Genomic DNA, 26,533 nt, shown 5'->3' with positions numbered 1-26,533 from the left:
TCCAGCCAGCATGGTGAATCAGAAACACACTGATTTGGGAATCCCAAATCGATTCAACCTAAACCCATCCCGCTTTAACTCCCGGCCAGATCTACATCGTGCCGAAAGGTGTCGAGCATCGTCCGGTCGCACGGGAGGAGGTCCATCTGCTGCTGATCGAGCCGACCGGGACGCCGAACACAGGTGATGCGGCGACGGCGGCGGCAAGGAAAGTGGTGTGAAACTGGCAGGATGGGTGGAGCGAAGCGATGCCCATCATTTTGACCGCGGCCCCGAGTTGAAGAGCAAGGCTCGGGCGATCCATGTCGCGCGAATGCGAAAGTATGACTCACCGGCAGCGCAATACATGCGGTGTCGTCCCTGCGAGAGCAGGGACCCATAGCCGCCGACGTCAGCTGGCTTGCTGCGCTGGAGCCACAGCCTGTTTCAACAACGCAGCCCTGTGGTTATGGGTCCCTGCTTTCGCAGGGACGACGTGTGGAATGAGCAGCGAGCTCTCATTCTCTTTGGTGTCATCGCCCGCGCATGCGGATGATCCAGTACGCCGCGGCTTCTCGGTTCAAGCACCAGCGTCTCTGGAATACTGGATCGCCCGGTCGAGCCGGGCGATGACAGCGAGATGAGCTGCGCATCAGCGGTGCATCGCATCGCGCGAGAACCATCCTCATCGTCGTCCTGGCGAAGGCCAGGAGCCATTACCCCAAATCTCAATTGTTGCGCGGCGCTGGAACGACGAGTCCCGACGACAACAAAGGCCGCGGCGTATGGGTCCCTGCTTTCGCAGGGACGACGCCGGAGAGTGTTGCGTCTACCCCTCCGCCTCAATCCACTCCGCAGCGCAGCGCCACAGCGCATCGCGGTGTTCGCTGCGGAAGAAGCCGAGATGGCCGATCGCTTTTGCGCCGGCGTCGGCGGGACGGATCGAGATGATCTCGGGCGTGATCGACGTGAAGGCGGAACACAGCAATTCGACCGCTGGCCGCGTTGCCCAGGTGTCGTCGGTCATGACAAGCGCGCGGAGCTTGCCCTTGAACTTCGGAAAATTTTCGCGCGCCGTCAGCGTGGCATCATCGAGCAGATAGCGCTCCCGCATCACCCAGCTCCGCCATTGCTCGAACGCCCCCCTCGGCAGGTCCATGCCGAGGCCGGCCCAGGCGGGGAGGTAGCCGAGCGTGCGCGCCAGCGGCAGGCCGACGCCGTTCAGGAAGGCGACGACGCGGTAGCGCTCGGGCGAGGCCATCAGCTTCCAATAGGCAGCCTGCGAGGCGATCAGGAGCGCGCGCGGGATCTCGGCATTGTTGGCGAGGAGCCCGAGCGCTTGGCCGCCGAAGGAGTGCCCGACATAGGCGAAGGGGAGGTTGCGGTAGCGCTCGCGCATCCAGTTCACCGCCGCGGTGGCGTCGAGCGCGGCCCAGTCCGCCATCGTGGCCTTGAAGCCGGCGAGCGATTTCGGCTTGTTGAGGCCGGTCGCCGCCATCGGGCGGCTATCGCCGGTGCCGCGGTAGTCGTAGGTCAGCACCGCCGCGCCGCGGCGGGCGAGGTAGCCGGCAAAGCCGCGATAGACCTTGCGGGGCACGGCGGTCGCCGAGTTGATCAGGACGGCGTGGCGCCGCGTGCCGCGCGGCAGGAACAGCGTCGCGGCGAGCGGATAGCCATCTGCGGCCGGCACGACGATGTCGTCGCTAAAAACGTCGTCCAGCGCGGCGGAGGCCACGGCGATTTCCCCGGCATTCATGCTATGCTCTACCAAATGCGAATTCGGATTTCCCTGCAAGGGCTTGACCAGATTGCAGGAATCCTTCTAGCGGGAAAGCGGGGGCCTGTGTATAAGCCGGGCTTTCGTCGTGCCGTGATTAAGTTGCGGTTTTTGCTCAGGAGTTGACCTCATGTCCGAGCGGTGGACACCCGATAGCTGGCGCGCCAAGAAGGTGCTGCAGGTGCCCGATTATCCCGATGCCAAGGCATTGGCGGATGTCGAGGCCCAGCTGGCGACCTTTCCGCCGCTGGTGTTTGCGGGCGAGGCGCGCAGCCTGAAGAAGGCGCTGGGGCGGGTCGCCGCCGGCGAGGCCTTCTTGCTGCAGGGCGGCGACTGCGCCGAGAGCTTTGCCGAGCACGGCGCCAACAACATCCGTGACTTCTTCCGCGTCCTGCTGCAGATGGCGGTCGTGCTGACCTATGCCGGCGCGCTGCCGGTGGTGAAGGTCGGCCGCATCGCCGGCCAGTTCGCAAAACCGCGCTCGTCGCCGACCGAGAAGCAGGGCGATGTCGAGCTGCCGAGCTATCGCGGCGACATCGTCAACGACATCGCCTTCACGCCGGAAGCGCGCATTCCCGATCCGCAGCGCCAGCTGATGGCTTATCGCCAATCCGCCGCGACGCTGAACCTGCTGCGCGCGTTTGCGACCGGCGGCTTCGCCAATCTCGGCAGCGTGCATCAGTGGATGCTCGGCTTCCTGAAGGATTCGCCGCAGTCACGCCGCTACAAGGAGCTGGCCGACCGCATCTCGGATGCGCTGAACTTCATGCGCGCCTGCGGCCTCGACCTCGAGAGCCATCCCGAGCTGCGCGCCACCGATTTCTACACCAGCCACGAGGCACTGCTGCTCGGCTACGAGCAGGCGATGACGCGGGTCGATTCCACCACCGGCGACTGGTACGCGACCTCCGGCCACATGATCTGGATCGGCGACCGCACCCGTCAGCTCGATCACGGCCATGTCGAATATTTCCGCGGCATCAAGAATCCGATCGGCCTGAAATGCGGCCCGTCGCTGAAGCCGGACGAGCTGTTGAAGCTGATCGATATCCTCAATCCCGACGATGAGCCGGGGCGCCTGACCCTGATCAACCGGTTCGGCGCCGACAAGGTCGGCGACCATCTGCCGGGCCTGATCCGCGCCGTGCAGCGGGAAGGGCGCAAGGTGGTGTGGTCGTGCGATCCGATGCATGGCAACACCATCACCTCGACCTCGGGCTACAAGACGCGGCCGTTCGACCGCGTGCTGTCGGAGGTGAGGTCGTTCTTCCAGATCCACGCCGCCGAAGGCACCCATGCCGGCGGCGTGCACCTCGAGATGACCGGACAGGACGTCACCGAATGCATCGGCGGCGCGCGCGCCATCACCGATGAGGACCTCAACGACCGCTACCACACGGTCTGCGATCCCCGCCTCAACGCCGAACAGTCGATCGACATGGCCTTCCTGATCGCCGAGCTCTTGAAGCAGGAGCGCGCCGGCAAGGTCAAACCGATGCCGGCCGCTGCGGGGTTGTGATTTGGGGCAGGTGACTTTGGGGGCCGTGACTTGCTGAGGTTCTGGCGAGCCACCATCAACTCGCGCAACGGGCTGGCATTCGCCATTCGCTCGGAGCAGGCGATTCGCGAGGAGGTGGTGGCGTTGGCGCTGTCGCTGCCGCTGGCCTGGCTGGTCGGCGCCACCGTGATGCGCCGGGTCGAATTGGTCGCGACCGTGGTGCTGGTGCTCGTCATCGAGCTGCTCAACACCGCGATCGAGAAGCTCGCCGATCGCCTGACCATGGATCACGATCCGCAGATCGGGCGGGTCAAGGATATGGGCTCGGCCGCGGTTGGCGTCGCGCTCGTCATGGCCGGCCTGTTCTGGCTGTTCGCCCTCGCCGAACGCATGGGCGCGTTCTGATCCCGAGCAGGATCCGGAAAAGTGGGAACCGGTTTTCCGATCAGATCATGCTCAAAAGAAGCTCTCGCCGGTCATGGTGCGATTTCTGCAATCGCACCATGAGCGGAAGGTGATTGAAGTTTGCGGTTGTGCAGGACAACTTAAGCGTATGAGCGAACAACAGATCAAGATTACCCTGGCGCAACTCAATCCGACGGTCGGTGACGTCACCGGCAACGCCGCGAAGGCGCGCGCCGCGCGCGAGACGGCCAAGGCCGACGGCGCCGACCTCGTGGTGCTGTCGGAACTGTTCATCGCCGGCTATCCGCCGGAGGATCTGGTGCTCAAGCCGGCGTTCCAGTCGGCCTGCCGCGCCGCGATCGAGCAACTGGCGCGCGAGACCAGGGATGGCGGCCCGGCGATGCTGATCGGCACGCCCTGGGTCGAGGACGGCAAGCTCTACAATGCCTGCGCGCTGCTCGACGGCGGCCGCATCGCCGCGCTGCGCTTCAAGGCCAATCTGCCGAATTACGGCGTGTTCGACGAGAAGCGGCTGTTCGCGCGCGGCCCGGCGCCGGGCCCGGTGACGGTGCGCGGCGTGCGCATCGGCGTGCCGATCTGCGAGGACATCTGGCTCGAGGAGTCCGAAGAGTACGAGAACGTCGTCGAATGTCTCGCCGAGACCGGCGCCGAGATCCTGGTGGTGCCGAACGGCTCGCCCTATGCCCGCGACAAGGCCGACCTCAGGCTGTCGATCGTGGTCGCACGCGTCACCGAGAGCGGACTGCCGCTGGTCTATCTCAACGAGGTCGGCGGCCAGGACGAGCTGATCTTCGACGGCGCCTCGTTCGCGCTGAATGCCGATCTCTCCGTCGCGGCGCAGCTTCCGGCGTTCGAGGAGAGCATCACGACGCTGACCTGGCGCAAGACCGCCGACGGCTGGCGCTGCTCGGGGCCGATCACGGCGCAGCTCGAGGGCGACAAGGCCGATTACGCGGCCTGCGTGCTCGGCCTGCGCGACTATGTCCGCAAGAACGGTTTTCCCGGCGTGCTGCTCGGCGTCTCCGGCGGCATCGACTCGGCGCTGTGCGCGGCGATCGCGGTCGATGCGCTCGGCGCCGACAAGGTGCGCGGCGTGATGCTGCCGTTCCGCTACACCGCGCAGGTGTCGCTCGACGATGCCGCCAAGCTCGCCGCAGCGCTCGGCATCCGCTACGAGATCCTGCCGATCGCCGATGCCGTGAACGGCTTCGAGACGATTCTGGCGCCGGTGTTCAAGGGGCTGGAACGTGACATCACCGAGGAGAATTTGCAGGCGCGCGCCCGCGGCACGCTGTTGATGGCGATCTCCAACAAGACCGGCGCGATGGTGGTGACCACCGGCAACAAGTCGGAGATGTCGGTCGGCTACGCCACGCTGTATGGCGACATGAATGGCGGCTTCAATCCGATCAAGGACATCTACAAGACCGAGGTGTTCCGCCTGTCGAGCCTGCGCAATGGCTGGAAGCCGGACGGCGCGCTCGGGCCGTCAGGCGAGGTGATCCCGGTCAACATCATCATCCGGCCGCCGACCGCCGAGTTGCGCGAGAACCAGACCGACCAGGATTCGCTGCCGCCCTACGACGTGCTGGACGCGATCCTCGAACGGCTGGTGGAGCGCGAGGAGCCGCTGGCGACCATCATCGAAGCCGGCTTCGACCGCGACGTGGTGGCCCGGGTCGATCGCCTGCTCAACATCGCCGAATACAAGCGGCGGCAGGCGGCGCCGGGGGTGAAGGTGACGCGGAAGAATTTCGGCCGCGACCGCCGCTATCCCATCACCAACCGCTTCCGCGATTTCGGCAAGGCGCTGCCGGCGCCCGACGAGACGCTGGTGGCGCGCACCTCGCGCGCGTCGGCGGAAGCGTTCGAGGGCTGAGCTCTTCTTACCGCTTCGGGATGAAGGTCGGGCCGACGGTGCGGATCTGGCCGTCGCTCGCCGGCGCGGCCGCCGGTGCCGTGGCGTCAGCGGCTGCGGGCGCGCCTTTCTTGCCGGCGGCGGCCTTGGTCTGGGCGCGCTGCTGCATCTTTCGCGCGCTCTCCTCGGTGACGATGATATCGCCCTGCTGCTCGGCGGACGCCTTGTCGTCGACCGCCTTCAGCGCCTCGGCCCAGCTCTGGCCGGCCGGTTTGCAGGAGCAGGACGGATTGAACTCGGTGCGGTACTTGAAGGCGTTCGGCAGCGACGAGTAGGACACACCGCTGATCGAGACCGCCTGGTTGATGTCCTCGCCGGGATTTCGGTAGGTGAACAGGCTGGCATCCGCGGCGGGGCACTGCGCCTTGCAGATCTGCTCGTCGGCGGCGAAGCGCGCCTGCACCGTTGCGAACGAGATCGGGAAATAGGCGCCGTCGCAGGTGCGGACGCAGACGGTGCGGAAGGTGCCGGACTGGGCGCCATACTGCGCATCGGGCGGGGGCAGCGGATTGTTGGGATTGCCGCCGCCACCGCCGCCGAACAGGTTCTCGAGGAAGTTGCCGGGGCCACGCGCGGCCGCGGCATATTGCGGACCGCAATTGTTCTGCGCCAGCGCGGTCAGGACCGAGCGGCGCTGGTTCTCGCGGTCGGCGCCGCCGAGCCCGCCGGAGCGCAGCCGCTCGAGATTGGCGGTGATCTGGTCGAGATTGGCGCGCATCTGCTGGATCTGGGTGTTGACCGGACCGCACTGCGCCGAATTGTTGTTGAAGAGCGAGAAGAACCCGGAGCTGTCGCAGCCCATACGCCGCGCCTGCGCCGTCACGCGATCCAATTCGCCCTGCTGGCGGGTTGCTGCGTCCTGATAGCGGCGGATCTGCTCGTCCTTGGCCGGATCGCCGGAGCCGCCGCCGCGGTCGATCGCCGCCAGCTGGCCTTCGAGCCGGCCGCACATCGGATTGGCCTGCGGATTGGGCTGCGGCGCGGCTTGCGGAGCCGGACCGGGCGGGCCGGGCGGCACTTGCGCCAGGGCATGCGTGGCGGGCAGGGCCATGCCGGCCAGCACGGCGCACGTCAGAAACCAGCAGGAGAAGCGAGAACGGGAGCTATTGGGCATATCCGGCCATTAGAACGACGCCGCGCGGCGATCAACGCCAAAGCGCGCGGGCAAGGCCGCTGCAATAGCCGTTTCTCGGGGCAGCGTCACGTCGTTTCCGGGGCGCCGGTGTGGCAATAACCCCGCCCGACCAGCGGCTTGGCTCAACGCTGGCAGGTGATGGCGACGAATTCGCCGCAGCTGTTGCCGCCGCATTTTTCATTCGCGGCGTGCGGAACCGCGCCGGTGATCTCGTCGGGATCGACGCGGCGGTAGTTGGTGGCCTGCGCAAAATCGCGTGACCGGCAATAGGCGCGGGCGGCGGAGGCTCCGCAGCGATCGCCGCGGGCGAGGCACTGGTCGATGCCGTAGCCGTCGGCCTGGTTGGCGACGATGAAGACGCGGCTGTCGGCCAACGCGGCCGAGGAGACAAGGAGGGACGGAGCAAGGACGAGCGTGCAGGCAATCAATGCTGAAATGGGCCGCATGGTGCACCGATGAAAATGGCGGGGAATCCGCATGCGTCCGGATACGCCCAAATCCTTAATAATGATTAACCATGAGGGCGTCGGCGTGATTTCGGTGCGGGGCGGGGCGGCAAACCGCCCGAAAACAGCCCCTTGACGCGATAAAGGGGCCGTGAGACATGGTGGAACCATGAACGGCCACCTCGCCATCTGCAGCATTTGCCGCGAGATTATGAGCTAGCGATTCGCTGGCTGAGGCCGTCTTTTCTCAACACATGAGAGCATTGGACCGCCCGGCCGCAAGGGAACGGTTTCCATGGATTTGCGCCTCTACGATACGCTGACCCGGGAGAAGCGGCCGTTCGTGCCGCTCGATGCCGACAACGTCCGCATGTATGCCTGCGGACCAACGGTCTATGACTTCGCTCATATCGGCAACGGCCGCGCGGCTATTGTCTTCGACGTGCTGTTTCGCGTGCTGCGCCATCGCTATGGCGCCGATCACGTGACCTATGTCCGCAACATCACCGACGTCGACGACAAGATCAACGTCCGCGCCGCGCGGGATTATCCCGGCGTGCCGCTGAACGAGGCGATCCGCAAGGTCACCGAGCAGACCTACCAGCAGTATCAGGACGATGTCACGGCGCTCGGCTGCTTGCCGCCGACCGTGCAGCCGCGCGCGACCGAGCATATCCCGGAGATGCGCGCGATCATCGAGAAGCTGGTCGCCGGTGGCTTTGCCTATGTGGCCGAGGATCACGTGCTGTTCTCACCGCAGGCGATGAACGCGGCCAACTCGATGTTGCCGCGCTACGGCGCGTTGTCGAAGCGTTCGCTCGACGAGATGATCGCGGGCGCCCGCGTCGACGTCGCGCCCTACAAGCGCGACAACACCGACTTCGTGCTGTGGAAGCCGTCGAAGCCGGGCGAGCCCTCATGGCCGTCACCGGCCGGCATCAAGGTCGAGGGCCGTCCCGGCTGGCACATCGAGTGCTCGGCAATGGCCTGGAAGCATCTCGGCGAGAAGTTCGACATCCATGGCGGCGGCATCGACCTGGTGTTCCCGCACCATGAGAACGAGCTCGCCCAGACCTGCTGCGCGTTCCACTCCGACCGCATGGCCAATGTCTGGATGCATAACGGCTTCCTGCAGATCGAAAGCGAGAAGATGTCGAAGTCGCTCGGCAACTTCTTCACGATCCGTGATCTCTTGGCCGATTGGCCCGGCGAAGTGCTGCGGCTTGCCATGCTGAAGACGCATTATCGTTCGCCGCTCGACTGGACCGTGAAGGCCACAGAGGAGGCCGCGAAGACGCTCGACGACTGGTACGCGGTCGCGGCCGACGCCGAGCCCGGCGCGCCGTCGCCGGCGATGGTCGAGGCGCTCTACGACGACCTCAACACCGCGCAGGCGATGGCGGTGCTGCACGGCCTGCGCAGTGCTGCGTCGAGCAGCGAACAGAGCCGCAAGGAGTTTGCCGGCTCGCTCCGGCTGCTCGGCTTCCTTTCGGAGAGCGCGGCTGCGTGGGAGGCGCGCAAGCAGCAGGCGAGCGGCGTCGATGCCGCAGCTGTCGAGGCGCTGATTGCCGAGCGCACCGCGGCGCGGGCGCGCAAGGATTTCAAGGAGTCCGATCGGATCCGCGATCAGCTCGCCGCGATGGGCGTTGCGATCAAGGACGGAAAGGATGCCGAAGGAAAGCCGATCACCACCTGGGAGGTCGCGCGATGAGCCGTTCCGCACCCGCACTCCGCCCGTATCTGCCCGACGACGCGCCGCTGCTGGCGGCGATCTTCGCTGCCTCGATCATGGACCTGACCGGCGACGACTACAGCGAGGCACAGCAGGAAGCCTGGGCGATGGCCGCCGACGACGAGGCGGCCTTCGGCAAGAAGCTCGCCGGTCAGCTCACGCTGATCGCGACCTTGCAGGGCGCGCCGGTCGGTTTCGCCTCGCTGAAGGGCGCCGATCTCATCGACATGCTCTATGTGCATCCGAGCGCGGTCGGGCAGGGTGTCGGCGGCGCGCTGTGCGATGCGCTGGAGAAGATCGCGAGCGCCCGGGGCACCAAGACCCTGAAGGTCGATGCCAGCGACACCGCGCTGGAATTCTTCCGTAAGCGCGGCTACGTCGCCCAACAGCGCAACTCCGTCACCATCAACGACGAGTGGCTTGCCAACACCACGATGCAGAAGCAGCTCGACGGTGTCGCCACCCCGGGAGGCCACGCGTGAGCCGCGAGCGCCTCTATCTGTTCGACACCACGCTGCGCGACGGCGCGCAGACCAACGGCGTCGACTTCACGCTGCAGGACAAGCAGGTGATATCAGGCATGCTCGACGCGCTCGGCATCGATTATGTCGAGGGCGGCTATCCCGGCGCCAATCCGACCGACAGCGAGTTCTTCAGCAAGAAGCCTGCGTTCGAGCACGCGCGCTTCACCGCCTTCGGCATGACGCGGCGGCCGGGCCGCTCGGCGTCGAACGATCCGGGGCTTGCCGGCATCCTCGAGGCCAAGGCGGATGCGATCTGCTTCGTCGCAAAGTCCTCGGCCTACCAGGTCCGCGTTGCGCTCGAGACCACGAATGAGGAGAACCTCGCCTCGATCCGCGACAGCGTCGCGGCCGCGAAGGCGCTCGGCCGCGAGGTGATGGTCGACTGCGAGCATTTCTTCGACGGCTACAAGGAGAACCGCGACTACGCGCTCGCCTGCGCCAGGGCGGCCTACCAGTCCGGCGCCCGCTGGGTGGTGCTGTGCGACACCAATGGCGGCACCATGCCGCATGAGATCGAGACCATCGTCGGCGACGTCGTCACGCAGGTGCCGGGCGCCCATCTCGGCATCCACGCCCATAACGACACCGAGCAGGCGGTCGCCAATTCGCTCGCCGCGGTGCGGGCCGGCGCGCGGCAGATCCAGGGCACGCTCAACGGCCTCGGCGAGCGCTGCGGCAACGCCAATCTCTGCTCGCTGATCCCGACCTTGAAGCTGAAGCAGGAGTTTTCCGACAAGTTCGAGATCGGCGTCACCACGGAGAAGCTGGCGACGCTGATGAAGGTGTCGCGCACGCTCGACGACATGCTGAACCGCGCGCCCAACCGGCACGCGGCCTATGTCGGCGAGAGCGCGTTCGTCACCAAGACCGGCATCCATGCTTCCGCGGTCATGAAGGATCCGCAGACCTATGAGCATGTGCTGCCGGAACTGGTCGGCAACCACCGCAAGGTGCTGGTGTCGGATCAGGCCGGCCGCTCCAACGTGATGGCCGAGCTCGACCGTGCCGGCATCGCCTATGACAAGAGCGATCCCCGGCTGACGCGGCTGGTCGAGGAGTTGAAGGAGCGCGAGGCGGCGGGCTTTGCCTATGAATCCGCCAACGCCTCGTTTGACCTGCTGGCGCGCCGCACCCTCGGCAAGGTGCCGGAATATTTCAAGGTCGAGCAGTTCGACGTCAATGTCGAGCAGCGCTACAACGCCAACGGCCAGCGCGTCACCGTGGCGCTCGCGGTGGTGAAGGTCGATGTCGACGGCGAGCGGCTGATCTCGGCCGCCGAGGGCAACGGCCCGGTCAACGCGCTCGACGTCGCGCTGCGCAAGGATCTCGGCAAGTACCAGAAATATATCGATGGCCTGAAGCTGATCGATTACCGCGTGCGTATCCTCAATGGCGGCACCGAGGCGGTCACGCGCGTTTTGATCGAAAGCGAAGACGAGACCGGCGAGAGCTGGACCACGGTCGGCGTCTCGCCCAACATCATCGACGCCTCGTTCCAGGCGTTGATGGATTCGGTGTTTTACAAGCTGGTGAAGTCGGGCGCACAGGCTTGAGTGATTGAGCCGTCATTCCGGGGCGATGCGAAGCAGCGAACCCGGAATCTCGAGATTCCGGGTCTGGTCCTTCGGACCATCCCGGAATGACAACGGGGAGGGAGTATCCATGATCGACCACGTCTCCGTCGGTGTCCGCGATCTGGAACGGGCCGCGCGGTTCTATGAGCCGACGCTGGCCGCGCTTGGCCTGAGTCGCCTCGTCACGCGGCCGGCGACGATCGGCTTCGGCAAGGCCTATCCCGAATTCTGGATCAATCTGCGCGCCGCGATGTCGCAGGTCCCGCATGAGAGCGGCACCCATATCTGCCTGCGCGCGAAGACCACCGCCGAGGTCGATGCCTTCCACACTGCGGCGCTGGCGTTAGGCGGCCTCTCCGATGGCCCTCCGGGCCTGCGCCCGCACGACCGCGTGCGCTACTATGCGGCCTTCGTCCTCGATCCCGACGGCAACCGCATCGAGGCCGTGACTTTTCCGAGCGAGTAGTAAAGATCTTAGGCTGGCGCTTATCTCGACCCGTCATCCTGAGGAGCGCGTAGCGCGGCTCGAAGGATGCGCGGCCACCAGCGGGGCCGTCGTGCTTCGAGACGGCCGCTTTGCGGCCTCCTCAGCATGACGGTGATGGAGCCGAAAGTGCGGCGAACAGTTACAGCCGCCGCGCCACTTCGGGCGCCAGCTCCTTCGCGGCCGCCGGTTTGCCGGCCACCGCCGAACGCAGCCGCGGCAAAATCTCGTCAACGCGGTCGGCCATCAGCACGTTGATCGGCAGCGTCGCGCGGATGAATTCGGTCGTGCGCATGTGGCTCAGCAGCGAGAGTAGGGGCTCCCAGAAGCCATCGATGTTGGCGAGCAGGATCGGCTTATGGTGACGGCCAAGCTGCTGCCAGGTCAGTTGCTCGACCAGCTCCTCCAGCGTGCCGATGCCGCCGGGCAGCGCGACGAATGCATCCGAGCGCTCGAACATCAGCCGCTTGCGCTCATGCATGTCGGGCGTGACGATCATCTCCTGAACCGAGGTCAGCGCGTTCTCGCGCGCGCGCAGGAATTCGGGAATGATGCCGGTGACGGAGCCGCCGTGGTCGAGCGTGGATTTCGCGACCGCGCCCATCAGGCCGATCGAGCCGCCGCCATAGACCAGGCGAACGTTGTTTTCGGCAAAGCTCTTGCCGAGCGCGACGGCAGCTTCAACGAAACGGGGATTGTTACCGGGGCCGGAGCCGCAATAAACACAGACAGTCTTGATTTGGTTCATATGATCCTTGTGGCACCGCAGCGTAAATAGGGTCAAGACTCCGATATGGGGATTGAGAGCCAAAAATCCCGTAAATTCCCGCGAATCGCGAACAATTTTCGTCATAAGCCTGTACGCGGCGTTCAAACGATCTATATGACGGGCACAATGGCAAACCGTGGACAAGATGTGGCGGCGGACCGCCGTGCCGCGACCGCGCGGGCGGGCGCCTGATGGTGCCGCCGCAACAGAGTGTGACCGGCGCCGCACAGCCCACGGCCACGCCGCCGGCCGCCGAGAAGGGGACGCTGCTCGGCACCCTCGTTCATCTCTGGCCCTATATCTGGCCCGGCGATCGCGCCGATTTGAAGACGCGCGTGATCTGGTCGGTGGTGTTGCTGCTGTTCGCCAAGCTCGCGACGCTGTCGGTGCCGTTCACGTTCAAATGGGCGATCGACGCGCTGAACGGCACGGGCTCGGCGCCGGTCGCGTCCTCCAACTGGATGGTGTGGCTGATCGCCTCGCCGGTGTTGATGACGATCAGCTACGGCGCGGTGCGCATCATCATGGCGGTGCTGACGCAGTGGCGCGACGGCATCTTCGCGCGCGTCGCGATGCATGCGGTGCGGCGGCTCGCCTACATCACCTTCGTGCACATGCACGAGCTGTCGCTGCGCTTCCATCTCGAGCGCAAGACCGGCGGCCTGACCCGCGTCCTCGAGCGCGGCCGCTCCGGCATCGAGACCATCGTGCGGATGGTGATCCTGCAGCTGATCCCGACCATCGTCGAGGTCGCGCTGCTGGCGGCGGTGCTGCTCTGGCAGTTCGACTGGCGCTACGTGCTCGCGGTGCTGCTCACGGTCGTCGTGTTCATGTACTTCACCTACATCGCGACCGAGTGGCGGATCGAGATCCGCCGCAAGATGAACGATTCCGACACCGAGGCGAACACCAAGGCAATCGACTCGCTGCTCAACTACGAGACGGTGAAATATTTCGGCGCCGAAGAGCGCGAGGCGCGGCGCTACGACCGCTCGATGGAGCGCTACGAGCAGGCCAGCGTGAAGACCTACACCTCGCTTGCGGTGCTCAACACCGGGCAGGCGATCATCTTCACCGCGGGGCTGACCGCGACCATGCTGATGTGTGCGTTCGGCATCCGCAACGGCACCCACACCGTCGGCGATTTCGTGCTGATCAATTCGATGATGATCCAGCTCTACCAGCCGCTGAACTTCATGGGCATGGTGTATCGCGAGATCAAGCAGGCGATCATCGACATCGAGAAGATGTTCGACGTGCTGGCGCGCGATCCCGAGGTGCAGGACATTCCGGGCGCCAAGCCGCTCGCGGTGTCGTCCGGCAGCGTGCGGTTCGAGGATGTCCGCTTCGCCTACGAGGTGGACCGGCCGATCCTCAAGGGCCTGAGCTTCGAGGTGCCGGCCGGCAAGACGGTGGCGATCGTCGGTCCCTCCGGCGCCGGCAAGTCGACGATTTCGCGGCTGTTGTTCCGCCTCTACGACGTCTCGAGCGGCCGCATCCTGATCGACGGCCAGGACATCAAGACCGTGACGCAGGCCTCGCTGCGCTCGGCGATCGGCATGGTGCCGCAGGACACCGTGCTGTTCAACGACACCATCCGCTACAACATCCGCTATGGCCGCTGGGATGCCGGCGACGACGAGGTGGAGGAGGCGGCGCGCCTCGCGCAGATCGACGGCTTCATCCGGATGTCGCCGCAGGGCTATGAGACACAGGTCGGTGAGCGCGGCCTGAAACTCTCTGGCGGCGAGAAGCAGCGCGTTGCGATCGCGCGCACGGTGCTGAAGGCGCCGCCGATCCTGGTGTTGGACGAGGCGACCTCCGCGCTCGACAGCCACACCGAGCACGAGATCCAGGGCGCGCTGGAGCGGGTCTCGCGCAACCGCACATCGCTGGTGATCGCGCACCGGCTGTCGACCATCGTCGGCGCCGACGAGATCATCGTGCTGGACCAGGGCCGGATCGCCGAGCGCGGCACCCACGCGCGGCTTTTGGCCGCCGACGGCCTCTATGCCAGCATGTGGAACCGGCAGCGCGAGGCCGAGGAAGCCCGCGAACGGCTTGCCCAGGTCGATGACGACGGCACCACGCCGAATCGGCTGCCGCCGGCGGTCACTGAATCGTCGGAGGATTCCAGCCCTGACGCGGGTGAGAAGCCCTTGCCGACCGCCGCGGAATAGTCGATTTAGGGCCTCTCCCGCCAAATGGGGCGGGGAAACGCAAGCGAGCTCTGATGTCGATCGCCAATTCCATCCGCGCGCAGATCCCGCCGATCCACCCGGAGGGGTATCCCTTCATTGGCGGCTTTGCTCTGGCGAGCCTGATCCTGTTCTGGATCTGGACCCCGCTGGGCTGGATCGGGACGCTGCTGACCGTCTGGTGCGCGCTGTTCTTCCGCGATCCGGTCCGCGTGACGCCGCTGCGCGACGGCATCGTGGTGTCGCCCGCCGACGGCCGCGTCTCGATGGTGGTGCAGGCGCTGCCGCCGGCCGAACTCGGGCTCGGCGACAAGCCGCTGCCGCGGGTCTCGGTGTTCATGAGCGTGTTCAACTGCCATGTGAACCGCAGCCCGGTGGTCGGCCGCATCGACCGCATCGCCTACCGGCCCGGCGCCTTCATCAATGCCGAGCTCGACAAGGCGAGCGAGGACAATGAGCGCAATTCGCTCGTGATCTCGACCTCCAACGGGCGCATCGGCGTGGTCCAGATCGCGGGCCTCGTGGCGCGGCGCATCGTCTGCTTCGTCAAGGAGGGCCAGTCGATCGGCGCCGGCGAGCGCTTCGGCCTGATCCGCTTCGGCTCGCGGCTCGACGTCTATCTGCCCGAGGGCACCAAGGCGCTGGTCTCCGAGGGGCAGACCGCGGTCGCCGGCGAGACGATCCTCGCGGATTTCCGGGGCGCCGATCCGGGTCGGACCTACCGCGCCGATTGATTGCTCGCACATCTAGCCCCTCATCCTGAGGAGCCCGCAAAGCGGGCGTCTCGAAGGATGCAGGCCGCCGAGAGGGGCCTCATGGTTCGAGACGCGCGTTCCACGCTCCTCACCATGAGGGGGTACGCCTGAGTCAGGCAATTAACTCTGTTTCTCCGGCTCGATCAGCCGGTTCCCGCACCGATGGCGGAGCGGGGCAGCGCTTGCTATATTGCAAAACCATGACGCCATTCGATCCGAATTCCACCGAGTATCGCCGCCGCCGGTTCCGCCCGATCCCGGTGCGGATGCTGGTGCCGAACATGATCACGCTGCTGGCGATCTGCGCCGGGCTAACCGCGATCCGGCTGTCGACGGAAGGGCGGATGGAGCTTGCGGTCGCCGCCATCGTCTTCGCCGCGATCCTCGACGGCATCGACGGCCGCGTCGCCCGCATGATCAAGGGCCAGTCGAAATTCGGCGCGGAGCTCGACAGCCTCGCCGACTTCGTCAATTTCGGCGTCGCGCCGGGCCTGATCCTGTATTTCTGGCAGCTGCATGAGCTGAACAACGGCGGCTGGATCGCCGCGATGGTGTTCGCGATCTCGGGCGGCCTGCGGCTTGCGCGCTTCAATGCCTCGATCGACGATCCGAACAAGCCGGCCTTCGCCGCGAATTACTTCACCGGCGTGCCGGCGCCGGCCGGTGCGATCACTGTGCTGCTGCCGATCTATCTCGCCTTCCTCGGCGTGCCGATGCCGCCGGCGACGCTGACGGCGTTCTACACGCTCTTGATCGCCTTCCTGATGGTGTCGCGGCTGCCGGTGTTCTCCGGCAAGACCGTGAAGATGCGCGTGCCGCCGGAAATGGTGCTGCCGGTGTTCGTTGCGGTGGTGTTCTTCGTCGCGCTGCTGATCGGCTATCCCTGGCACATCCTGTCGGCGGGCTCGGTTGCCTATTTGATCAGCCTGCCCTGGGGCTGGAAGTCCTACCGCGACCAGGAGCGCCAGCTTGCCGCGCAGACGCAAGCTGCGGGCGCACCAGCGCCGGCCGCTGCTGCTCCCTATGCAACGCCGGTCACGGAGAGCGATCGCGACGATCGTCCGACGCATCTGCATTGATGCTTCTCTATGATCCGTCATCCTGAGGAGCGCGTAGCGCGTCTCGAAGGATGCACGGCCACCAGCGGGGCCGTCGACCCTTCGAGACGGCCGCTTGCGCGGCCTCCTCCAGCGACAACGGCTTCGCCGTTGCGCGGGGGTGACGGTGATAGAGCTGGTTGCGCCTTCCCAAATATCAGCCATGAGCGTGCCTCGGTTGGGTTCGCCTGCGATCTCGGCTATAGGCTGAGACGGCCCAGCGAACGCCAAAAATCAGGAGAGAAACGCCGTGACGACATCCGCTTCCGCCCCGCTTCCTGCTTCCGTCCTTGAAGCGTTGGCGCGCTACGACACGCCGACGATCTGCAACGCGATGGAGATCGTCGCGTCGGAGCGCCGTCTGATCGGCTACACCGTGAAGCCGCTGGTCTGCCCGTTCCCGACGCTGCCGCCGATGGTCGGCTATGCCCGCACCACGACGATCCGCTCAGTGCTGAAATCCGGTCTCTCGGCCGAGGAGCAGTCGAAGCGCCGCATCGAATATTACGAATATGTCGGCACCGGCTTCGGCCCGCGCATCTCTGTCATCCAGGACATCGACGGTCCGGACGTCGGCTACGGCGCATTCTGGGGCGAGGTGCAGAGCAATGTGCACAAGGCGCTCGGCTGCCTTGGCGTCATCACCGACGGTTCGATCCGCGATATCCCGCAATGGGCGCCGGGCTTCCAGGCGCTGGCCGGCTCGATCGGTCCGTCGCACGCCTGGGTGCATGCGGAGAGCTTCGGCGGCGAGGTCCGCGTCGCCGGCATGACGGTGCGATCCGACGACCTGATCCACGCCGACAGCCACGGCGCGATCGTGATCCCCTACGAGGTCGCGGCGAAGCTGCCCGAGGCCGCCGAACTCTGCGGCCGCCGCGAGACCCCGATCCTGGACATCGCGCGTTCCAAGGATTTCTCGCTCGAGAAGCTGAAGGACGCGCTGAAGCGTTCGGCGGAAATCCACTGAGCGCGCGTTGTCGATTTGCGGAACGGCGGGCCGAAGGGCCCGCCGTTTTGCTTTCGTCAGGCCGGCGCAACCTTCGCGATCTCGTTCGCCCCGCGAACCGTCATGTCGATGGCGACATAGAGGATCACGGCGAGGCCGACATAGGCGATCCAGCGGTGGTTCTGCAGCAGCCGCGCGATGAAGGAGGCCGCTGCGCCCATCATCGCGATCGAGAGCGCGAGGCCGAACACCAGCACGATCGGCTGCTCGCGCGCCGCGCCCGCGACCGCCAGCACGTTGTCGAGCGACATCGAGACGTCGGCAACGATGATCTGCGTGGTGGCCTGCCACAGCGTCTTGCGCTGGCCCTTTGCGCCATCGGCATGTTCGGCCGTGGTCTCGTGTGCGTCGGCGCGCAGCTCGCGCCACATCTTCCAGCACACCCACAATAGCAGGATGCCGCCGGCCAGCAGCAGGCCGACGATCTGCATCAGCTGCGTGGTGACCAGGGCGAACAATATCCGCAGCAGTGTCGCGGCACCGATGCCGATCAGGATCGCTTTGCCGCGCTGCTTCGCCGGCAGGCCGGCCGCGGCAAGGCCGATCACGACGGCATTGTCGCCGGCCAGCACGAGGTCGATGACGACGACTTGCAGCAATGCGCTGAGGGCGTCGAGTGAAAACAATTCGGGCGAAAATAGTTCGGACATGGTCGCATTCCCCTTGAGGTCGGGGAGCGGACCCTTTCGACGAAACCGGCTCTTGCCGTCATGCGGACGGCAAATCCACCGCGACGCTTATCCGCGTCACGGGTCGAAGCAGGGCCACTCCAACTGAGTTCCAGTCCGACATCGCAGCTTGTGGCTGCCAGAGGGGCCCGGCCTGGGATTACGGTCGTGACACCGGACGCATTGCTGCTTCTTCCTCGAAGAACAGCGCCGCCTGATCCGGTTCGCCGAGGATTGCCGCTGCGCACCCCATGAAGGTGAACGCGCCGGCAAAATCCCACAGCGTGAGGTTCGCCACGCTTGTGCGCACGTGGATCACGCGCGCCGCAATCGCGGTAATGGCTGCCTGGACGAACAACAACAGGCTGAGCACGGGCAGCACGAGTGCGGGCTCAACCAGACGGAGCGTCAGGACGATCGGCAGCGCGGTCAGCGCGCCGAACAACAGCAGCATGCCGAACGGCTCCAGCGAGGGAGTCTTTCGCAAGATCCTGTCTGGAATGGTCGAGGACATTCCGGTCCTTTGCCGATCTTGTGCCGATCCTGGCTTGTCGTTCACGTCGAGGATATCAGAACGCGATCCCCCTGAGGCGCGACGCGGCGCCGCGCGACCGCCGGCCGCGCGACAAGATGTACGTCTGCGGTTCCGGAGAACGGCGCGCCCGGAGCGACTTTCTTGGCGCCGTTTTGGCGCCGCCGGCGCGGTGGCATGCCATGGCAAAGTCCGCGCGGCGCCTTTATCTTTGCTGACAGCGCTGGGCGAACGATCGAAAGGCAATTTCGATGAATATGGCAGGCAAGACGGTGCTGATCACCGGTTCCACCGACGGCGTCGGCCGTTACGTCGCGATGAAGCTGGCGTCGGCCGGCGCCCGGGTCCTGATCCATGGCCGCGATACCAAGCGGGCGCAGACGCTCGCCGACGAGATCAAGCGCCTCAGCGGCCGCGAGCCGATGTTCTACCAGGCCGATCTGTCCTCGCTCGTCGAGGTCCGCGAGTTCGCCCAGCTGGTGCTCGACGACCAGGAGCGCCTCGATGTGTTCGTCAGCAACGCCGGCATCGGTTCGCAAAACGAGGGGCCGGCGCGGCAGACCAGCAAGGACGGCCACGAGCTGCGCTTCGCGGTCAACTATCTCGCCGGCTTCCTGCTCGCGCATCTGTTGCTGCCGCGGCTCAAGGCGAGCACGCCGGCGCGCATCGTCAATGTCGCGTCGCTCGGCCAGCACCCGATCGATTTCGGCGACGTGATGATCACGAAGAACTACAGCGGCGCGCGCGCCTATGCGCAGAGCAAGCTGTCGCAGATCATGTTCACCATCGACCTGGCCGCGGAGCTCGAAGGCTCCGGCGTGACCGTCAACTCGCTGCACCCTGCGACCTATATGAACACCACGATGGTGCGCGCCAGCGGGGCGACGCCGATCTCGACCGTCGAGCAGGGCGGTGATGCCATCCTGCGTCTGGTCCAGGATGAAGATGTGGCAGGCCGGAGCGGGCTGTTCTTCGACGGTAAGCGCGAGGCCCGCGCCCATGCCCAGGCCTACGACGCCGAGGCGCGCAAGCGGCTCAAGGCGTTGAGCCTTACGCTCACCGGGCTGCGGGCTTCCTGATCCGGCGCGGCGCCTGCCCCCCTTGGATGCGACCTTGGGCGCGGATCGCCTCGAACAGGCGGTTGCATGCGGCCGGAACGCCGCGATCCGGCACCGTTGCAATGCCGAGCAAGAGACCCGGCTGCGCGCGCTTCGGTGAAACATACCAGGGCGAGAGCGGGGCGGGCGCCAGCCCGTGCGCGAGCAGTGCCCTGGCGATCTCGACATCGGCGGTCTTGTCCGGCAGCGTCAGCATGACGGCGAGGCCGGCAACCCGCACGTCGTTGCTCCAGCTCCGTAGCGCCGTCGTCAGCGCATCGCGGTTGTCGCAATAGGCCCGCTTGGTTCGCCTGAGATGGCGAATGTAGTGGCCGTCGCTCATGAACTCCGCCGTGGACAGCTGCACCGCCGGGCCGGGAGCAGGGACCAGGCACGTCGCGACATCGGCGAACTGCGCTGCCAATGGCTCCGGAGCAACCAGGAAGCCGAGGCGAAGCGTCGGCGAGATCGTCTTGCTGAAGGAGCCGAGATGGATCACCCGGCCGGCGCGGTCGAGCGAGGCCAGCGCCGGCGCAGCGCGGCCGTCGAGCTGTAACTCGCCGAGATAGTCGTCCTCGATGATGTAGGCTCCGGTTTGCGCGGCCCAGTCGAGCAGCTGCGTGCGACGTTGCGGCGACAGCGGCGGGCCGAGCGGCGCCTGCTGGCCCGGCGTCACGACCGCGAGTGCCGCATTGGGGGCGTGCTTGAGGCCGTGCTCGACATCGACGCCATTGGCATCGACGGGGATCGGGACGACCTCCAGCCGGCCGAGCTCGAGGCCCTTTCGCGTCAATGGAAATCCCGGGTCTTCCATCCACACGCGGCGGCCTTCGAGGCCGAGCACGCGCAGCGCGAGGCCGAGTCCGCCGGTGAAGCCCGAGGTGATGACGATTTGCGCGGGCGAGCATTCGAGCCCGCGCGCGATCGCGAGGTGCGCCGCGATCTCGCGTCTCAATTCGAGCTCGCCGCGCGGATCGATCGTGCGCGTCACCGTGCTCAATTCCGCCCGGACGGCGCGCGCGCGGATTCGCGCCAGCAGCTTGGCGGGGAGGCTATCCTGCGCGGGGACGCCCATCCGAAAGTGTCCCTGACCGCTCAGATCGCGAAGCATCTCCACGACCGATCCGGGAGCGACCGGCGCATCGGGCTTGGCGGCCTTCCTGGGCTGCCTCGCGACGGTGGTGCCGCCCGCCTTCGACGACACGATGTGCTGGGCGTCCGACAGCTTGTCATAGGCCGCCCGCACAGTGCCGCGCGCAACGCCGAGCTGCGCGGCAAGGTCGAGCCACGATGGCAGCCGGGCGCCCGGCACCAGCACGCCATTGTCGATCGCCGCCGCGATCGCCTTGCGGATCTGCTCGGAGAGCGGCGTTCTGGCCGAGCGGTCGAGCGCGATGGGAAGCGGGTTTGGCATGGCTCGTGGTACACCAATTCGGTTCATTCTTGGTGCTTCTTTTTGGCCATGCGTGCCCGCATCTATCCTTTAGCAATGGAGGCACGAGATGAAGACCTTGATGACGACGCTGCTGGCCTGCGCCGCGCTTGCGACCCCGGCGATGGCGCAATCGGTGACGCCGAAATTCGAGCATATGATCACGAACATTCCCGGCAAGTCGCTGATCGCGGTCGAGGTCAACTTCCCGCCGGGCGAGCCGTCCGCACCGCATCATCACGCCAAATCGGCGTTTCTCTATGTCTACGTGCTCCAGGGCGCGATCGAGAGCCAGCTTGAGGGCGAGGCCGCGCACATCTATCGGGCCGGCGACAGCTTCTTCGAGCCGCCCGGCGCGCATCACGTGCTCGGACGCAACGCCAGCGCGACCGAACCGGCGAAGCTGCTTGCGGTGTTCGTCGTCGACAGCAACGACAAGGCGCTGACCGTCTTCGACAAGGAAGGACACAAGCAATGAGCATGCGGATCGATTACAACAAGGTCGCGCCAGCGGGCATCAAGGCGCTCGGCGGCGTCTATGGCTACATCACGCAAAGCGGCCTTTCCGCGCAGCTCGTCGAACTGGTCTATCTGCGGATATCGCAGATCAACGGCTGCGCCTATTGTCTCGACATGCACACGCGCTCACTGCAGAAGATGGGCGTCAAGGTCGAAAAGCTGGCGCTGCTGCAGGTCTGGCGCGAGGCGGAGGCGCTGTTCGACGATCAGGAGCGCGCCGCGCTGGCTTGGGCCGAAACCGTCACCCGCGTGGCGGAGACCGCGATCCCGGATGCCGCGTATGAAGTGGCGCGCGCAGTGTTCAGCGAGAAGCAGCTGGTCGACCTGACCATCGCGATCGGCCTGATGAACACCTATAACCGGATCGCGATCGGCTTCCGCAACCCGCCGCAGGCTGTGGTCGAGCATTCCGCTGCGGCGGCTTGAACTTGGCTGGATGGTCAACTCCTCGACAGGAGCAACTCATTTGTTGCGGGCCGCATGCTCAGCAGCAGGAGTGCGCCGGAGAGCAAGTACAGCGCCATGACGAGGTACATGCCATAGATGTTGTCGCCGGTGTTCCGCACGATGAACCCCGTGATCGACGGGCTTACCGCCGGACCGAGGTTTCCGAGGCTGGTGACGAGGGCAAGGCCGCCGGCCGCCACGCCAGCTGAGAGATACTCGCTGGTCAATGCATAAAAGAGCGGCGGCGCTGACACAAACCCGATGACGGCGAAGGAGAGAGCCAGGATCGAACCAACAAAAGTGCCGTGGAGCAACATGAGAAAGAACAAGCCGCCGGCGGCAATCGTGACGCAGGTCGCATAGTGCCAGCGGCGCTCATGCCGCTTGTCCGAATGACGACCGATCAGGATCATGCAGACGATACCCGCGGCGTTGGCCACTGCGTGATAGACGCCGACCAGTAGCGGATCCTTCACTCCCCAGCTATGGATCAGGGTCGGCATCCAGAATACCATCGTGTAGTTGGCGCCCAGCAGACAAAAACAGGCCAGCGACAACAGGTAGACCTTCGGGTCTCGCAGCAGCTGCCGGAACGTCCCCGAGGTTGCCTTCACGATGTTCTCTTCGTCATGCTGTAAAGCATCGTCCAGCAGCGCCTTCTCTCCCTTCGAGAGCCACGCGGCCTGGAACGGCTTGTCCTTGAGCAGGTAATACACGAGAACGCCGAGGATTGGCGCGGGCAGCCCCTGGATCAGAAACAGCCATTGCCAGCCGTAAAGACCGCTGACGCCGTCGAAATACTTCAGTATCGAACCACACAGCGGACCAGCGATGAACATCACAATGGGGGGCGCCGACGCGAGGATCGCGATGACCTGCCCGCGCCTCACCGATGGGTACCAGTACGTCAAATACAGCAGCACGCCCGGGGCGAAGCCGGCCTCAAAGACACCAAGGAAGAACCTCGCCGCATAGAACTGGAGCGGCGTCGATACGAACATCATGGCGGTCGCCGCCAATCCCCAGAGCACCATGATCCGCAACAGGGTCTTGCGCGCGCCGATCCTTTCCAGAAGAAGATTGCTGGGCACCTCAAACAGGAAATATCCGACGAAGAAGATGCCCGCGCCGAGCCCGTAGACTGCATCATCGAACGGCAGTGTCTGCTTCATCTGAAGTTGTGCAAAGCCGATATTGATGCGGTCGAGAAAGGCGACCATGCTGGCGATCAGCAGCAAAGGTATAAGGCGCCAGTCGACCTTGGCGAACACGGCCTTGTACGCCGGGTTCTCTAATATGGGCGACGACGACTTGCTTGCAGCAGGCAGATGCATTCCTGTTCCTTCCAAAGTATGCTTTTGCCTATGATGTCCTTCGAACCAGTCGCTGCTCCATTGCGCGGGAGTAATGGTCTGACCTCGAAAGCTCAGGCGACCTTTGCCTCGATGACGCTGAGAGGCCCGGCCGGATAGGTCGCGGTGTGAGTAAAGCCGGATTCGCGAAACAGCCAAGCGTACTGCTTTTCCGTTCTTTCGAGACCGCCAGGCCCGCGAAGCATGAGCAGATCGGTCAGCGTCTGTTCCCTGTGCGCATCGCTTACGCTCGGGAATTCCGGCATGATCCGTTCGATAAGCAGGAGCACGCCACCTCCGGGGAGCGCCCTTCGACAGTTTGCGAGGATGACCATGCTGCGCTCATCGCTCCAATCGTGAATGATGTTCTTCATGACGATGGCATCCGCGATCGATGGAATCGTCTGAAAGAAATCGCCGGCCATGAATTCGACGCGGTCACTGAGCCCGCTGCGCCTCAGGTGGCCAGTCGCGGATTCGGCGCAGCGCGGAAGGTCGAAAATGGTCCCTCGGATGTGCGGATGTTGCCCGGCTATGGCGCCAACGAGTTCGCCGGAGCCGCCGCCGACATCCATGAGATGAGCGAACGCACCGAAGTCGTAGGCCCCCAGGATATCCGGAATCGCCAGACGCGTCCCCTCCATCATCGCTGCGTTGAATATGCTGACCATCTCCGGATCGCGCGCCATCAGATCAAAGCTGTTTTCATGGCCAAGCAGTTGCGCGGCGGTCTTGCCCGTCATGATCGAGTCCAGCAACCCGGTCCACGATTCGGTCAGGAACTGGCCTTCAAAGATCGTCCAGTTCTTGAGGGACTGGGTTGCGGCCCCATCAAGGCAAGCCCCCAGTTCGGTCAATGCGTATTGCTCTTCAGCGACCGTGCAAATGCCTATGGTCGAAAGCGCGGTCAGCAGGCGGCGGAGCGCCTGCTTGTTCGCGCCGGTCGCCTCAACGAGTTCGCCAAGGGGCCGCGATCCATCGCGCAGGAGCTCAGCGATCCCCAGCTTCGCGGCGACATAGATGATCGCGGTCACGCGCTGCGACTGAATAAGGTGCAGCAATCTTGCGGATGCGTGGATAGAGGACATCGATCATTCCCTCTCATGCTGCTCGTTGGTGCCGGTCCAGCGCTCCCGGGCAAACCTGCTCAGGCTGCGGCGCGCTGTGCGGCATCGATTGGCCGATCCTGATCTCGGTGTCGGTGACGCCGGGGCCGCATCGCTGGTCCGTCCCCGCAACCGGGGAAGGGTTGAAACCTGAAATACTTAGCGCAGTATGGATGACAGAACTGATCATGGAGGCCTGCCTGGCGCTGACCGCTTTTGGTGGATCGCTGCTCGGGACGGTTTTGCTATCCCGCGCCGCAAGATGATGCTGTACAATTGCCGCCAGGTCCCGAAACCTCGCCGATATTCTGCCGATATTTTCCGAAATGGCCCAACGAGGCGTTCTTGCTTAAGTCATCGCAGCCTTCGATTGTGATCGGCGACCGGACCTTGGACCTGGCCCGCGAATTGCTGCTCGACGGGCGCGGCGACATCGTGCCGTTGCGTCCTCAAGCCTGGGCGGTGCTGCGGCTCCTCGCGCAACGCGTCGGGCGCCTGGTGCATAAGGACGAGATATTGGATGAGGTCTGGTCGGACTGCGAGGTCACGGAAGACTCGCTTGTCCAGGCCATCGGCGACATCAGGCAGGCCCTGGGAGGGGCGGGCCGATTGGCCCTGAGAACCTGCCTCGCCGCGGCTACATGCTGGTCGTGGATGGCGAGCAGGCCGACCGCCCGGCTTCTGCCAGTGTCACGACCCCGTCGATGCCGGACAACGCCGGAAGGCCAGCGGGTTCATCTTCGATCCCACACCTGTCCATTGTTGTTCTACCATTCACAAATATTGGCGGCGATCTGGAGCAGGAATATTTCGTCGATGGCGTGACTCACAGTTTGACCACCGACCTGTCGCGGATCGCCGGCGCGTTCGTCATCGGCCGGGGCACCGCGTTCACCTTCAAGGGCAAGGCGGTGGACGTGAGGGAGATCGGTCGTGAATTGAATGTCCGTTACGCGCTGGAAGGGTCGGTTCAACGCGGCGGCAACCGCTTTCGCCTCAACGTTCAGTTGACTGACACGGAAACCGGAGCCCATGTGTGGGCCGAGCGCTTCGACAAGCCCGCTGCCGACTTGCTGGACATGCAGGATGAGATCGTATCCCGGCTCGCCAATACGTTGAACGCCGAGCTTATCAAGGCCGAAGCACGACGGGCGGAACGGTCGCCCCAACCGGACGCCATGGATCTCTATTTTCAGGGCAGGGCTGTCCTGAACAAAGGAATAGCGCCTGCGGTTATGGCGCGAGCAAGGGATTTCTTCATGCGCGCCCTCGCGCTTGATCCCGACAATATTGAAGCAGCGGTTGCCGCGGCTCAGGTCGATTTTGCGATCGGTTCTTCCTCCATGGCCGATGACGGACCGGCATATTTCAGGGCCGCGGAGAAGGCGCTGAATGGCGTGTTGTTGCGTGCGCCCAACCACCCCAGAGCCCACATGTTGCTCGGCGCGGTTCAAATTCGGACGCACCGCGCTGCAAAGGGTATCGCTGAATGTCGCCAGGCGCTGGCGCTCGATCGGAATTTGGCCGATGCGCATGGGTTTATTGGCCTCGGGAAGCATGCGCTGGGGCGTGGTGAGGAAGTCGAGGGGCATATTCAAGAGGCGTTACGACTGTCCCCTCGCGATACGCGTGCCTTTCTCTGGGTCATGGTTGTCGGGATGGCCAAGTTGATGTCGTGTACCAATGCAGACCTCGAGGCGCTGGACTGGCTTCGCCGGAGCATTGAGGCTAATCCCAATTTTGCGCTCGCTCACTTTCACTTGGCTGGCGCGTTGGCCATGATGGGAGACCTCGAGGAAGCACAATCCAGTGCCAAGGCCGGACTGGCACTTGATCCAAACTTCAGCATTCGTCGATACGACGTCAATGTCGTCTTCCTGTCCGACAATCCGGTATGGCTCGCCAAGCGTAAGCGCTTTTATGAGGGAATGCGCATGGCCGGCGTGCCGGAAAGCTAGTGCCGCGTTCGATCATCTGCGTGAATGGGATAAAGCTGCGACGAGGAGCTGCATTTGAGCTCCAGCAACGGCGCGCCATACACGCGTCTTGGTCAGCGGCG

The 26,533-nt window shown here is 65.0% G+C and carries 24 protein-coding genes and 2 pseudogenes; 17 read left to right on the top strand and 9 right to left on the bottom strand.

Annotated elements, in window-relative coordinates:
- Positions 1-74: 74 nt before the first annotated feature.
- Positions 75-221, top strand: a pseudogene (locus IF803_RS03080) (cupin domain-containing protein); the annotation flags it as partial.
- Positions 222-808: 587 nt separating this feature from the next.
- On the opposite strand, the gene IF803_RS03075 reads toward IF803_RS03080, so the two are convergent.
- Complete coding sequence (locus tag IF803_RS03075) at positions 809-1,735, bottom strand: alpha/beta hydrolase family protein (protein ID WP_461191223.1); 927 nt, start codon at positions 1,733-1,735, stop codon at positions 809-811.
- 151 nt (positions 1,736-1,886) lie between these two features.
- Between IF803_RS03075 and IF803_RS03070 the strand changes: the two genes are divergently transcribed.
- The 3 genes from IF803_RS03070 to IF803_RS03060 all read left to right on the top strand — a co-directional run bounded on the left by IF803_RS03070 (position 1,887) and on the right by IF803_RS03060 (position 5,559).
- Complete coding sequence (locus IF803_RS03070; RefSeq protein WP_028334252.1) at positions 1,887-3,275, top strand: class II 3-deoxy-7-phosphoheptulonate synthase; 1,389 nt, start codon at positions 1,887-1,889, stop codon at positions 3,273-3,275.
- A 30-nt stretch (positions 3,276-3,305) separates the two neighbouring features.
- Positions 3,306-3,659 carry a diacylglycerol kinase gene (locus tag IF803_RS03065; protein ID WP_028334253.1) on the top strand — a complete coding sequence of 118 codons (354 nt, stop codon included), beginning with the start codon at positions 3,306-3,308 and terminating at the stop codon, positions 3,657-3,659.
- Between the two features lie 148 nt (positions 3,660-3,807).
- The gene (locus IF803_RS03060; protein WP_461191222.1) at positions 3,808-5,559 is read left to right on the top strand and encodes an NAD+ synthase; all 1,752 of its coding nucleotides are present in this window, start codon (positions 3,808-3,810) and stop codon (positions 5,557-5,559) included.
- Positions 5,560-5,566: 7 nt separating this feature from the next.
- On the opposite strand, the gene IF803_RS03055 is transcribed toward IF803_RS03060, so the two are convergent.
- Positions 5,567-6,712, bottom strand: coding sequence for a DUF2865 domain-containing protein (locus IF803_RS03055; RefSeq protein WP_461191221.1), 1,146 nt, complete (start codon positions 6,710-6,712; stop codon positions 5,567-5,569).
- Positions 6,713-6,855: 143 nt separating this feature from the next.
- Positions 6,856-7,179 carry a hypothetical protein gene (locus IF803_RS03050; protein ID WP_304500268.1) on the bottom strand — a complete coding sequence of 108 codons (324 nt, stop codon included), beginning with the start codon at positions 7,177-7,179 and terminating at the stop codon, positions 6,856-6,858.
- Between the two features lie 295 nt (positions 7,180-7,474).
- Between IF803_RS03050 and cysS the strand changes: the two genes are divergently transcribed.
- From cysS to IF803_RS03030, 4 genes are all read left to right on the top strand, one after another.
- A complete protein-coding gene (gene cysS / locus IF803_RS03045) occupies positions 7,475-8,890 on the top strand; it encodes a cysteine--tRNA ligase (protein WP_028344561.1) in 1,416 nt (471 codons plus the stop codon).
- Entirely contained in the window at positions 8,887-9,393 is a 507-nt protein-coding gene (locus IF803_RS03040; protein ID WP_028344562.1) for a GNAT family N-acetyltransferase, read from the top strand. The genes cysS and IF803_RS03040 overlap by 4 nt, the downstream gene beginning before the upstream one ends.
- Positions 9,390-10,988: a citramalate synthase gene (gene cimA, locus IF803_RS03035; RefSeq protein WP_461191220.1), complete on the top strand. Its 1,599-nt coding sequence runs from the start codon at positions 9,390-9,392 to the stop codon at positions 10,986-10,988. The genes IF803_RS03040 and cimA overlap by 4 nt, the downstream gene beginning before the upstream one ends.
- A 109-nt stretch (positions 10,989-11,097) precedes the next feature.
- Entirely contained in the window at positions 11,098-11,475 is a 378-nt protein-coding gene (locus tag IF803_RS03030) for a VOC family protein (RefSeq protein WP_461191219.1), read from the top strand.
- Positions 11,476-11,635: 160 nt separating this feature from the next.
- Here the strand turns inward: IF803_RS03030 and IF803_RS03025 are convergent, their stop codons facing one another.
- Positions 11,636-12,241 carry an LOG family protein gene (locus tag IF803_RS03025; RefSeq protein ID WP_028344565.1) on the bottom strand — a complete coding sequence of 202 codons (606 nt, stop codon included), beginning with the start codon at positions 12,239-12,241 and terminating at the stop codon, positions 11,636-11,638.
- Positions 12,242-12,453: 212 nt separating this feature from the next.
- Between IF803_RS03025 and IF803_RS03020 the strand changes: the two genes are divergently transcribed.
- The 4 genes from IF803_RS03020 (at position 12,454) to IF803_RS03005 (ending at position 17,282) form a co-directional block, all read left to right on the top strand.
- On the top strand, positions 12,454-14,442 hold the full coding sequence (locus tag IF803_RS03020; protein ID WP_461191218.1) for an ABCB family ABC transporter ATP-binding protein/permease: 1,989 nt from the start codon (positions 12,454-12,456) through the stop codon (positions 14,440-14,442).
- A gap of 53 nt (positions 14,443-14,495) precedes the next feature.
- On the top strand, positions 14,496-15,194 hold the full coding sequence (locus IF803_RS03015; protein WP_028344567.1) for a phosphatidylserine decarboxylase: 699 nt from the start codon (positions 14,496-14,498) through the stop codon (positions 15,192-15,194).
- Between the two features lie 221 nt (positions 15,195-15,415).
- Positions 15,416-16,294, top strand: a complete 879-nt coding sequence (gene pssA / locus IF803_RS03010) for a CDP-diacylglycerol--serine O-phosphatidyltransferase (protein ID WP_461191217.1) — start codon at positions 15,416-15,418, stop codon at positions 16,292-16,294.
- Between the two features lie 268 nt (positions 16,295-16,562).
- Positions 16,563-17,282, top strand: coding sequence for an RraA family protein (locus IF803_RS03005; protein ID WP_461191216.1), 720 nt, complete (start codon positions 16,563-16,565; stop codon positions 17,280-17,282).
- Between the two features lie 56 nt (positions 17,283-17,338).
- On the opposite strand, the gene IF803_RS03000 is transcribed toward IF803_RS03005, so the two are convergent.
- Both IF803_RS03000 and IF803_RS02995 read right to left on the bottom strand, forming a co-directional pair.
- Complete coding sequence (locus IF803_RS03000; protein ID WP_028344570.1) at positions 17,339-17,971, bottom strand: TerC family protein; 633 nt, start codon at positions 17,969-17,971, stop codon at positions 17,339-17,341.
- A 178-nt stretch (positions 17,972-18,149) separates the two neighbouring features.
- On the bottom strand, positions 18,150-18,443 hold the full coding sequence (locus tag IF803_RS02995) for a hypothetical protein (RefSeq protein ID WP_028344571.1): 294 nt from the start codon (positions 18,441-18,443) through the stop codon (positions 18,150-18,152).
- A 329-nt stretch (positions 18,444-18,772) separates the two neighbouring features.
- On the opposite strand from IF803_RS02995, the gene IF803_RS02990 reads away from it, so the two are divergent.
- Entirely contained in the window at positions 18,773-19,600 is an 828-nt protein-coding gene (locus tag IF803_RS02990; protein ID WP_461191215.1) for an SDR family NAD(P)-dependent oxidoreductase, read from the top strand.
- On the opposite strand, the gene pdxR is transcribed toward IF803_RS02990, so the two are convergent.
- The gene (gene pdxR / locus IF803_RS02985; protein ID WP_461191214.1) at positions 19,578-21,032 is read right to left on the bottom strand and encodes a MocR-like pyridoxine biosynthesis transcription factor PdxR; all 1,455 of its coding nucleotides are present in this window, start codon (positions 21,030-21,032) and stop codon (positions 19,578-19,580) included. The genes IF803_RS02990 and pdxR overlap by 23 nt on opposite strands.
- 88 nt (positions 21,033-21,120) lie before the next feature.
- Between pdxR and IF803_RS02980 the strand changes: the two genes are divergently transcribed.
- Positions 21,121-21,528, top strand: coding sequence for a cupin domain-containing protein (locus IF803_RS02980; protein WP_057017276.1), 408 nt, complete (start codon positions 21,121-21,123; stop codon positions 21,526-21,528).
- Complete coding sequence (locus IF803_RS02975) at positions 21,525-21,995, top strand: carboxymuconolactone decarboxylase family protein (protein WP_461191213.1); 471 nt, start codon at positions 21,525-21,527, stop codon at positions 21,993-21,995. The genes IF803_RS02980 and IF803_RS02975 overlap by 4 nt, the downstream gene beginning before the upstream one ends.
- A 14-nt stretch (positions 21,996-22,009) precedes the next feature.
- On the opposite strand, the gene IF803_RS02970 is transcribed toward IF803_RS02975, so the two are convergent.
- Both IF803_RS02970 and IF803_RS02965 read right to left on the bottom strand, forming a co-directional pair.
- Positions 22,010-23,350 carry an MFS transporter gene (locus tag IF803_RS02970; RefSeq protein ID WP_461191212.1) on the bottom strand — a complete coding sequence of 447 codons (1,341 nt, stop codon included), beginning with the start codon at positions 23,348-23,350 and terminating at the stop codon, positions 22,010-22,012.
- Positions 23,351-23,442: 92 nt separating this feature from the next.
- Positions 23,443-24,456, bottom strand: coding sequence for a methyltransferase (locus tag IF803_RS02965; protein WP_461191211.1), 1,014 nt, complete (start codon positions 24,454-24,456; stop codon positions 23,443-23,445).
- 237 nt (positions 24,457-24,693) lie between these two features.
- Between IF803_RS02965 and IF803_RS02960 the strand changes: the two are divergent.
- Both IF803_RS02960 and IF803_RS02955 read left to right on the top strand, forming a co-directional pair.
- A pseudogene (locus tag IF803_RS02960) lies at positions 24,694-25,020 on the top strand (winged helix-turn-helix domain-containing protein); the annotation flags it as partial.
- A 95-nt stretch (positions 25,021-25,115) separates the two neighbouring features.
- Entirely contained in the window at positions 25,116-26,432 is a 1,317-nt protein-coding gene (locus IF803_RS02955; protein ID WP_461191210.1) for a tetratricopeptide repeat protein, read from the top strand.
- Positions 26,433-26,533: the final 101 nt, after the last annotated feature.

It is taken from the genome of Bradyrhizobium sp. UFLA06-06 (assembly GCF_054820065.1).
Note: the sequence above shows the minus strand (reverse complement) of the source record. Positions and strands in the feature narration are given on the sequence as shown.

Coding starts and splice junctions, on each gene's coding strand:
- IF803_RS03075 (WP_461191223.1), bottom strand. CDS start 1,735: ATGAATGCCGGGGAAATCGCCGTGGCCTCCGCCGCGCTGGACGACGTT.
- IF803_RS03070 (WP_028334252.1), top strand. CDS start 1,887: ATGTCCGAGCGGTGGACACCCGATAGCTGGCGCGCCAAGAAGGTGCTG.
- IF803_RS03060 (WP_461191222.1), top strand. CDS start 3,808: ATGAGCGAACAACAGATCAAGATTACCCTGGCGCAACTCAATCCGACG.
- IF803_RS03055 (WP_461191221.1), bottom strand. CDS start 6,712: ATGCCCAATAGCTCCCGTTCTCGCTTCTCCTGCTGGTTTCTGACGTGC.
- IF803_RS03050 (WP_304500268.1), bottom strand. CDS start 7,179: ATGCGGCCCATTTCAGCATTGATTGCCTGCACGCTCGTCCTTGCTCCG.
- cysS (WP_028344561.1), top strand. CDS start 7,475: ATGGATTTGCGCCTCTACGATACGCTGACCCGGGAGAAGCGGCCGTTC.
- IF803_RS03040 (WP_028344562.1), top strand. CDS start 8,887: ATGAGCCGTTCCGCACCCGCACTCCGCCCGTATCTGCCCGACGACGCG.
- IF803_RS03030 (WP_461191219.1), top strand. CDS start 11,098: ATGATCGACCACGTCTCCGTCGGTGTCCGCGATCTGGAACGGGCCGCG.
- IF803_RS03025 (WP_028344565.1), bottom strand. CDS start 12,241: ATGAACCAAATCAAGACTGTCTGTGTTTATTGCGGCTCCGGCCCCGGT.
- IF803_RS03020 (WP_461191218.1), top strand. CDS start 12,454: ATGGTGCCGCCGCAACAGAGTGTGACCGGCGCCGCACAGCCCACGGCC.
- IF803_RS03015 (WP_028344567.1), top strand. CDS start 14,496: ATGTCGATCGCCAATTCCATCCGCGCGCAGATCCCGCCGATCCACCCG.
- pssA (WP_461191217.1), top strand. CDS start 15,416: ATGACGCCATTCGATCCGAATTCCACCGAGTATCGCCGCCGCCGGTTC.
- IF803_RS03000 (WP_028344570.1), bottom strand. CDS start 17,971: ATGTCCGAACTATTTTCGCCCGAATTGTTTTCACTCGACGCCCTCAGC.
- IF803_RS02995 (WP_028344571.1), bottom strand. CDS start 18,443: ATGCTGCTGTTGTTCGGCGCGCTGACCGCGCTGCCGATCGTCCTGACG.
- IF803_RS02990 (WP_461191215.1), top strand. CDS start 18,773: ATGAATATGGCAGGCAAGACGGTGCTGATCACCGGTTCCACCGACGGC.
- pdxR (WP_461191214.1), bottom strand. CDS start 21,032: ATGCCAAACCCGCTTCCCATCGCGCTCGACCGCTCGGCCAGAACGCCG.
- IF803_RS02980 (WP_057017276.1), top strand. CDS start 21,121: ATGAAGACCTTGATGACGACGCTGCTGGCCTGCGCCGCGCTTGCGACC.
- IF803_RS02975 (WP_461191213.1), top strand. CDS start 21,525: ATGAGCATGCGGATCGATTACAACAAGGTCGCGCCAGCGGGCATCAAG.
- IF803_RS02970 (WP_461191212.1), bottom strand. CDS start 23,350: ATGCATCTGCCTGCTGCAAGCAAGTCGTCGTCGCCCATATTAGAGAAC.
- IF803_RS02965 (WP_461191211.1), bottom strand. CDS start 24,456: ATGTCCTCTATCCACGCATCCGCAAGATTGCTGCACCTTATTCAGTCG.
- IF803_RS02955 (WP_461191210.1), top strand. CDS start 25,116: ATGCTGGTCGTGGATGGCGAGCAGGCCGACCGCCCGGCTTCTGCCAGT.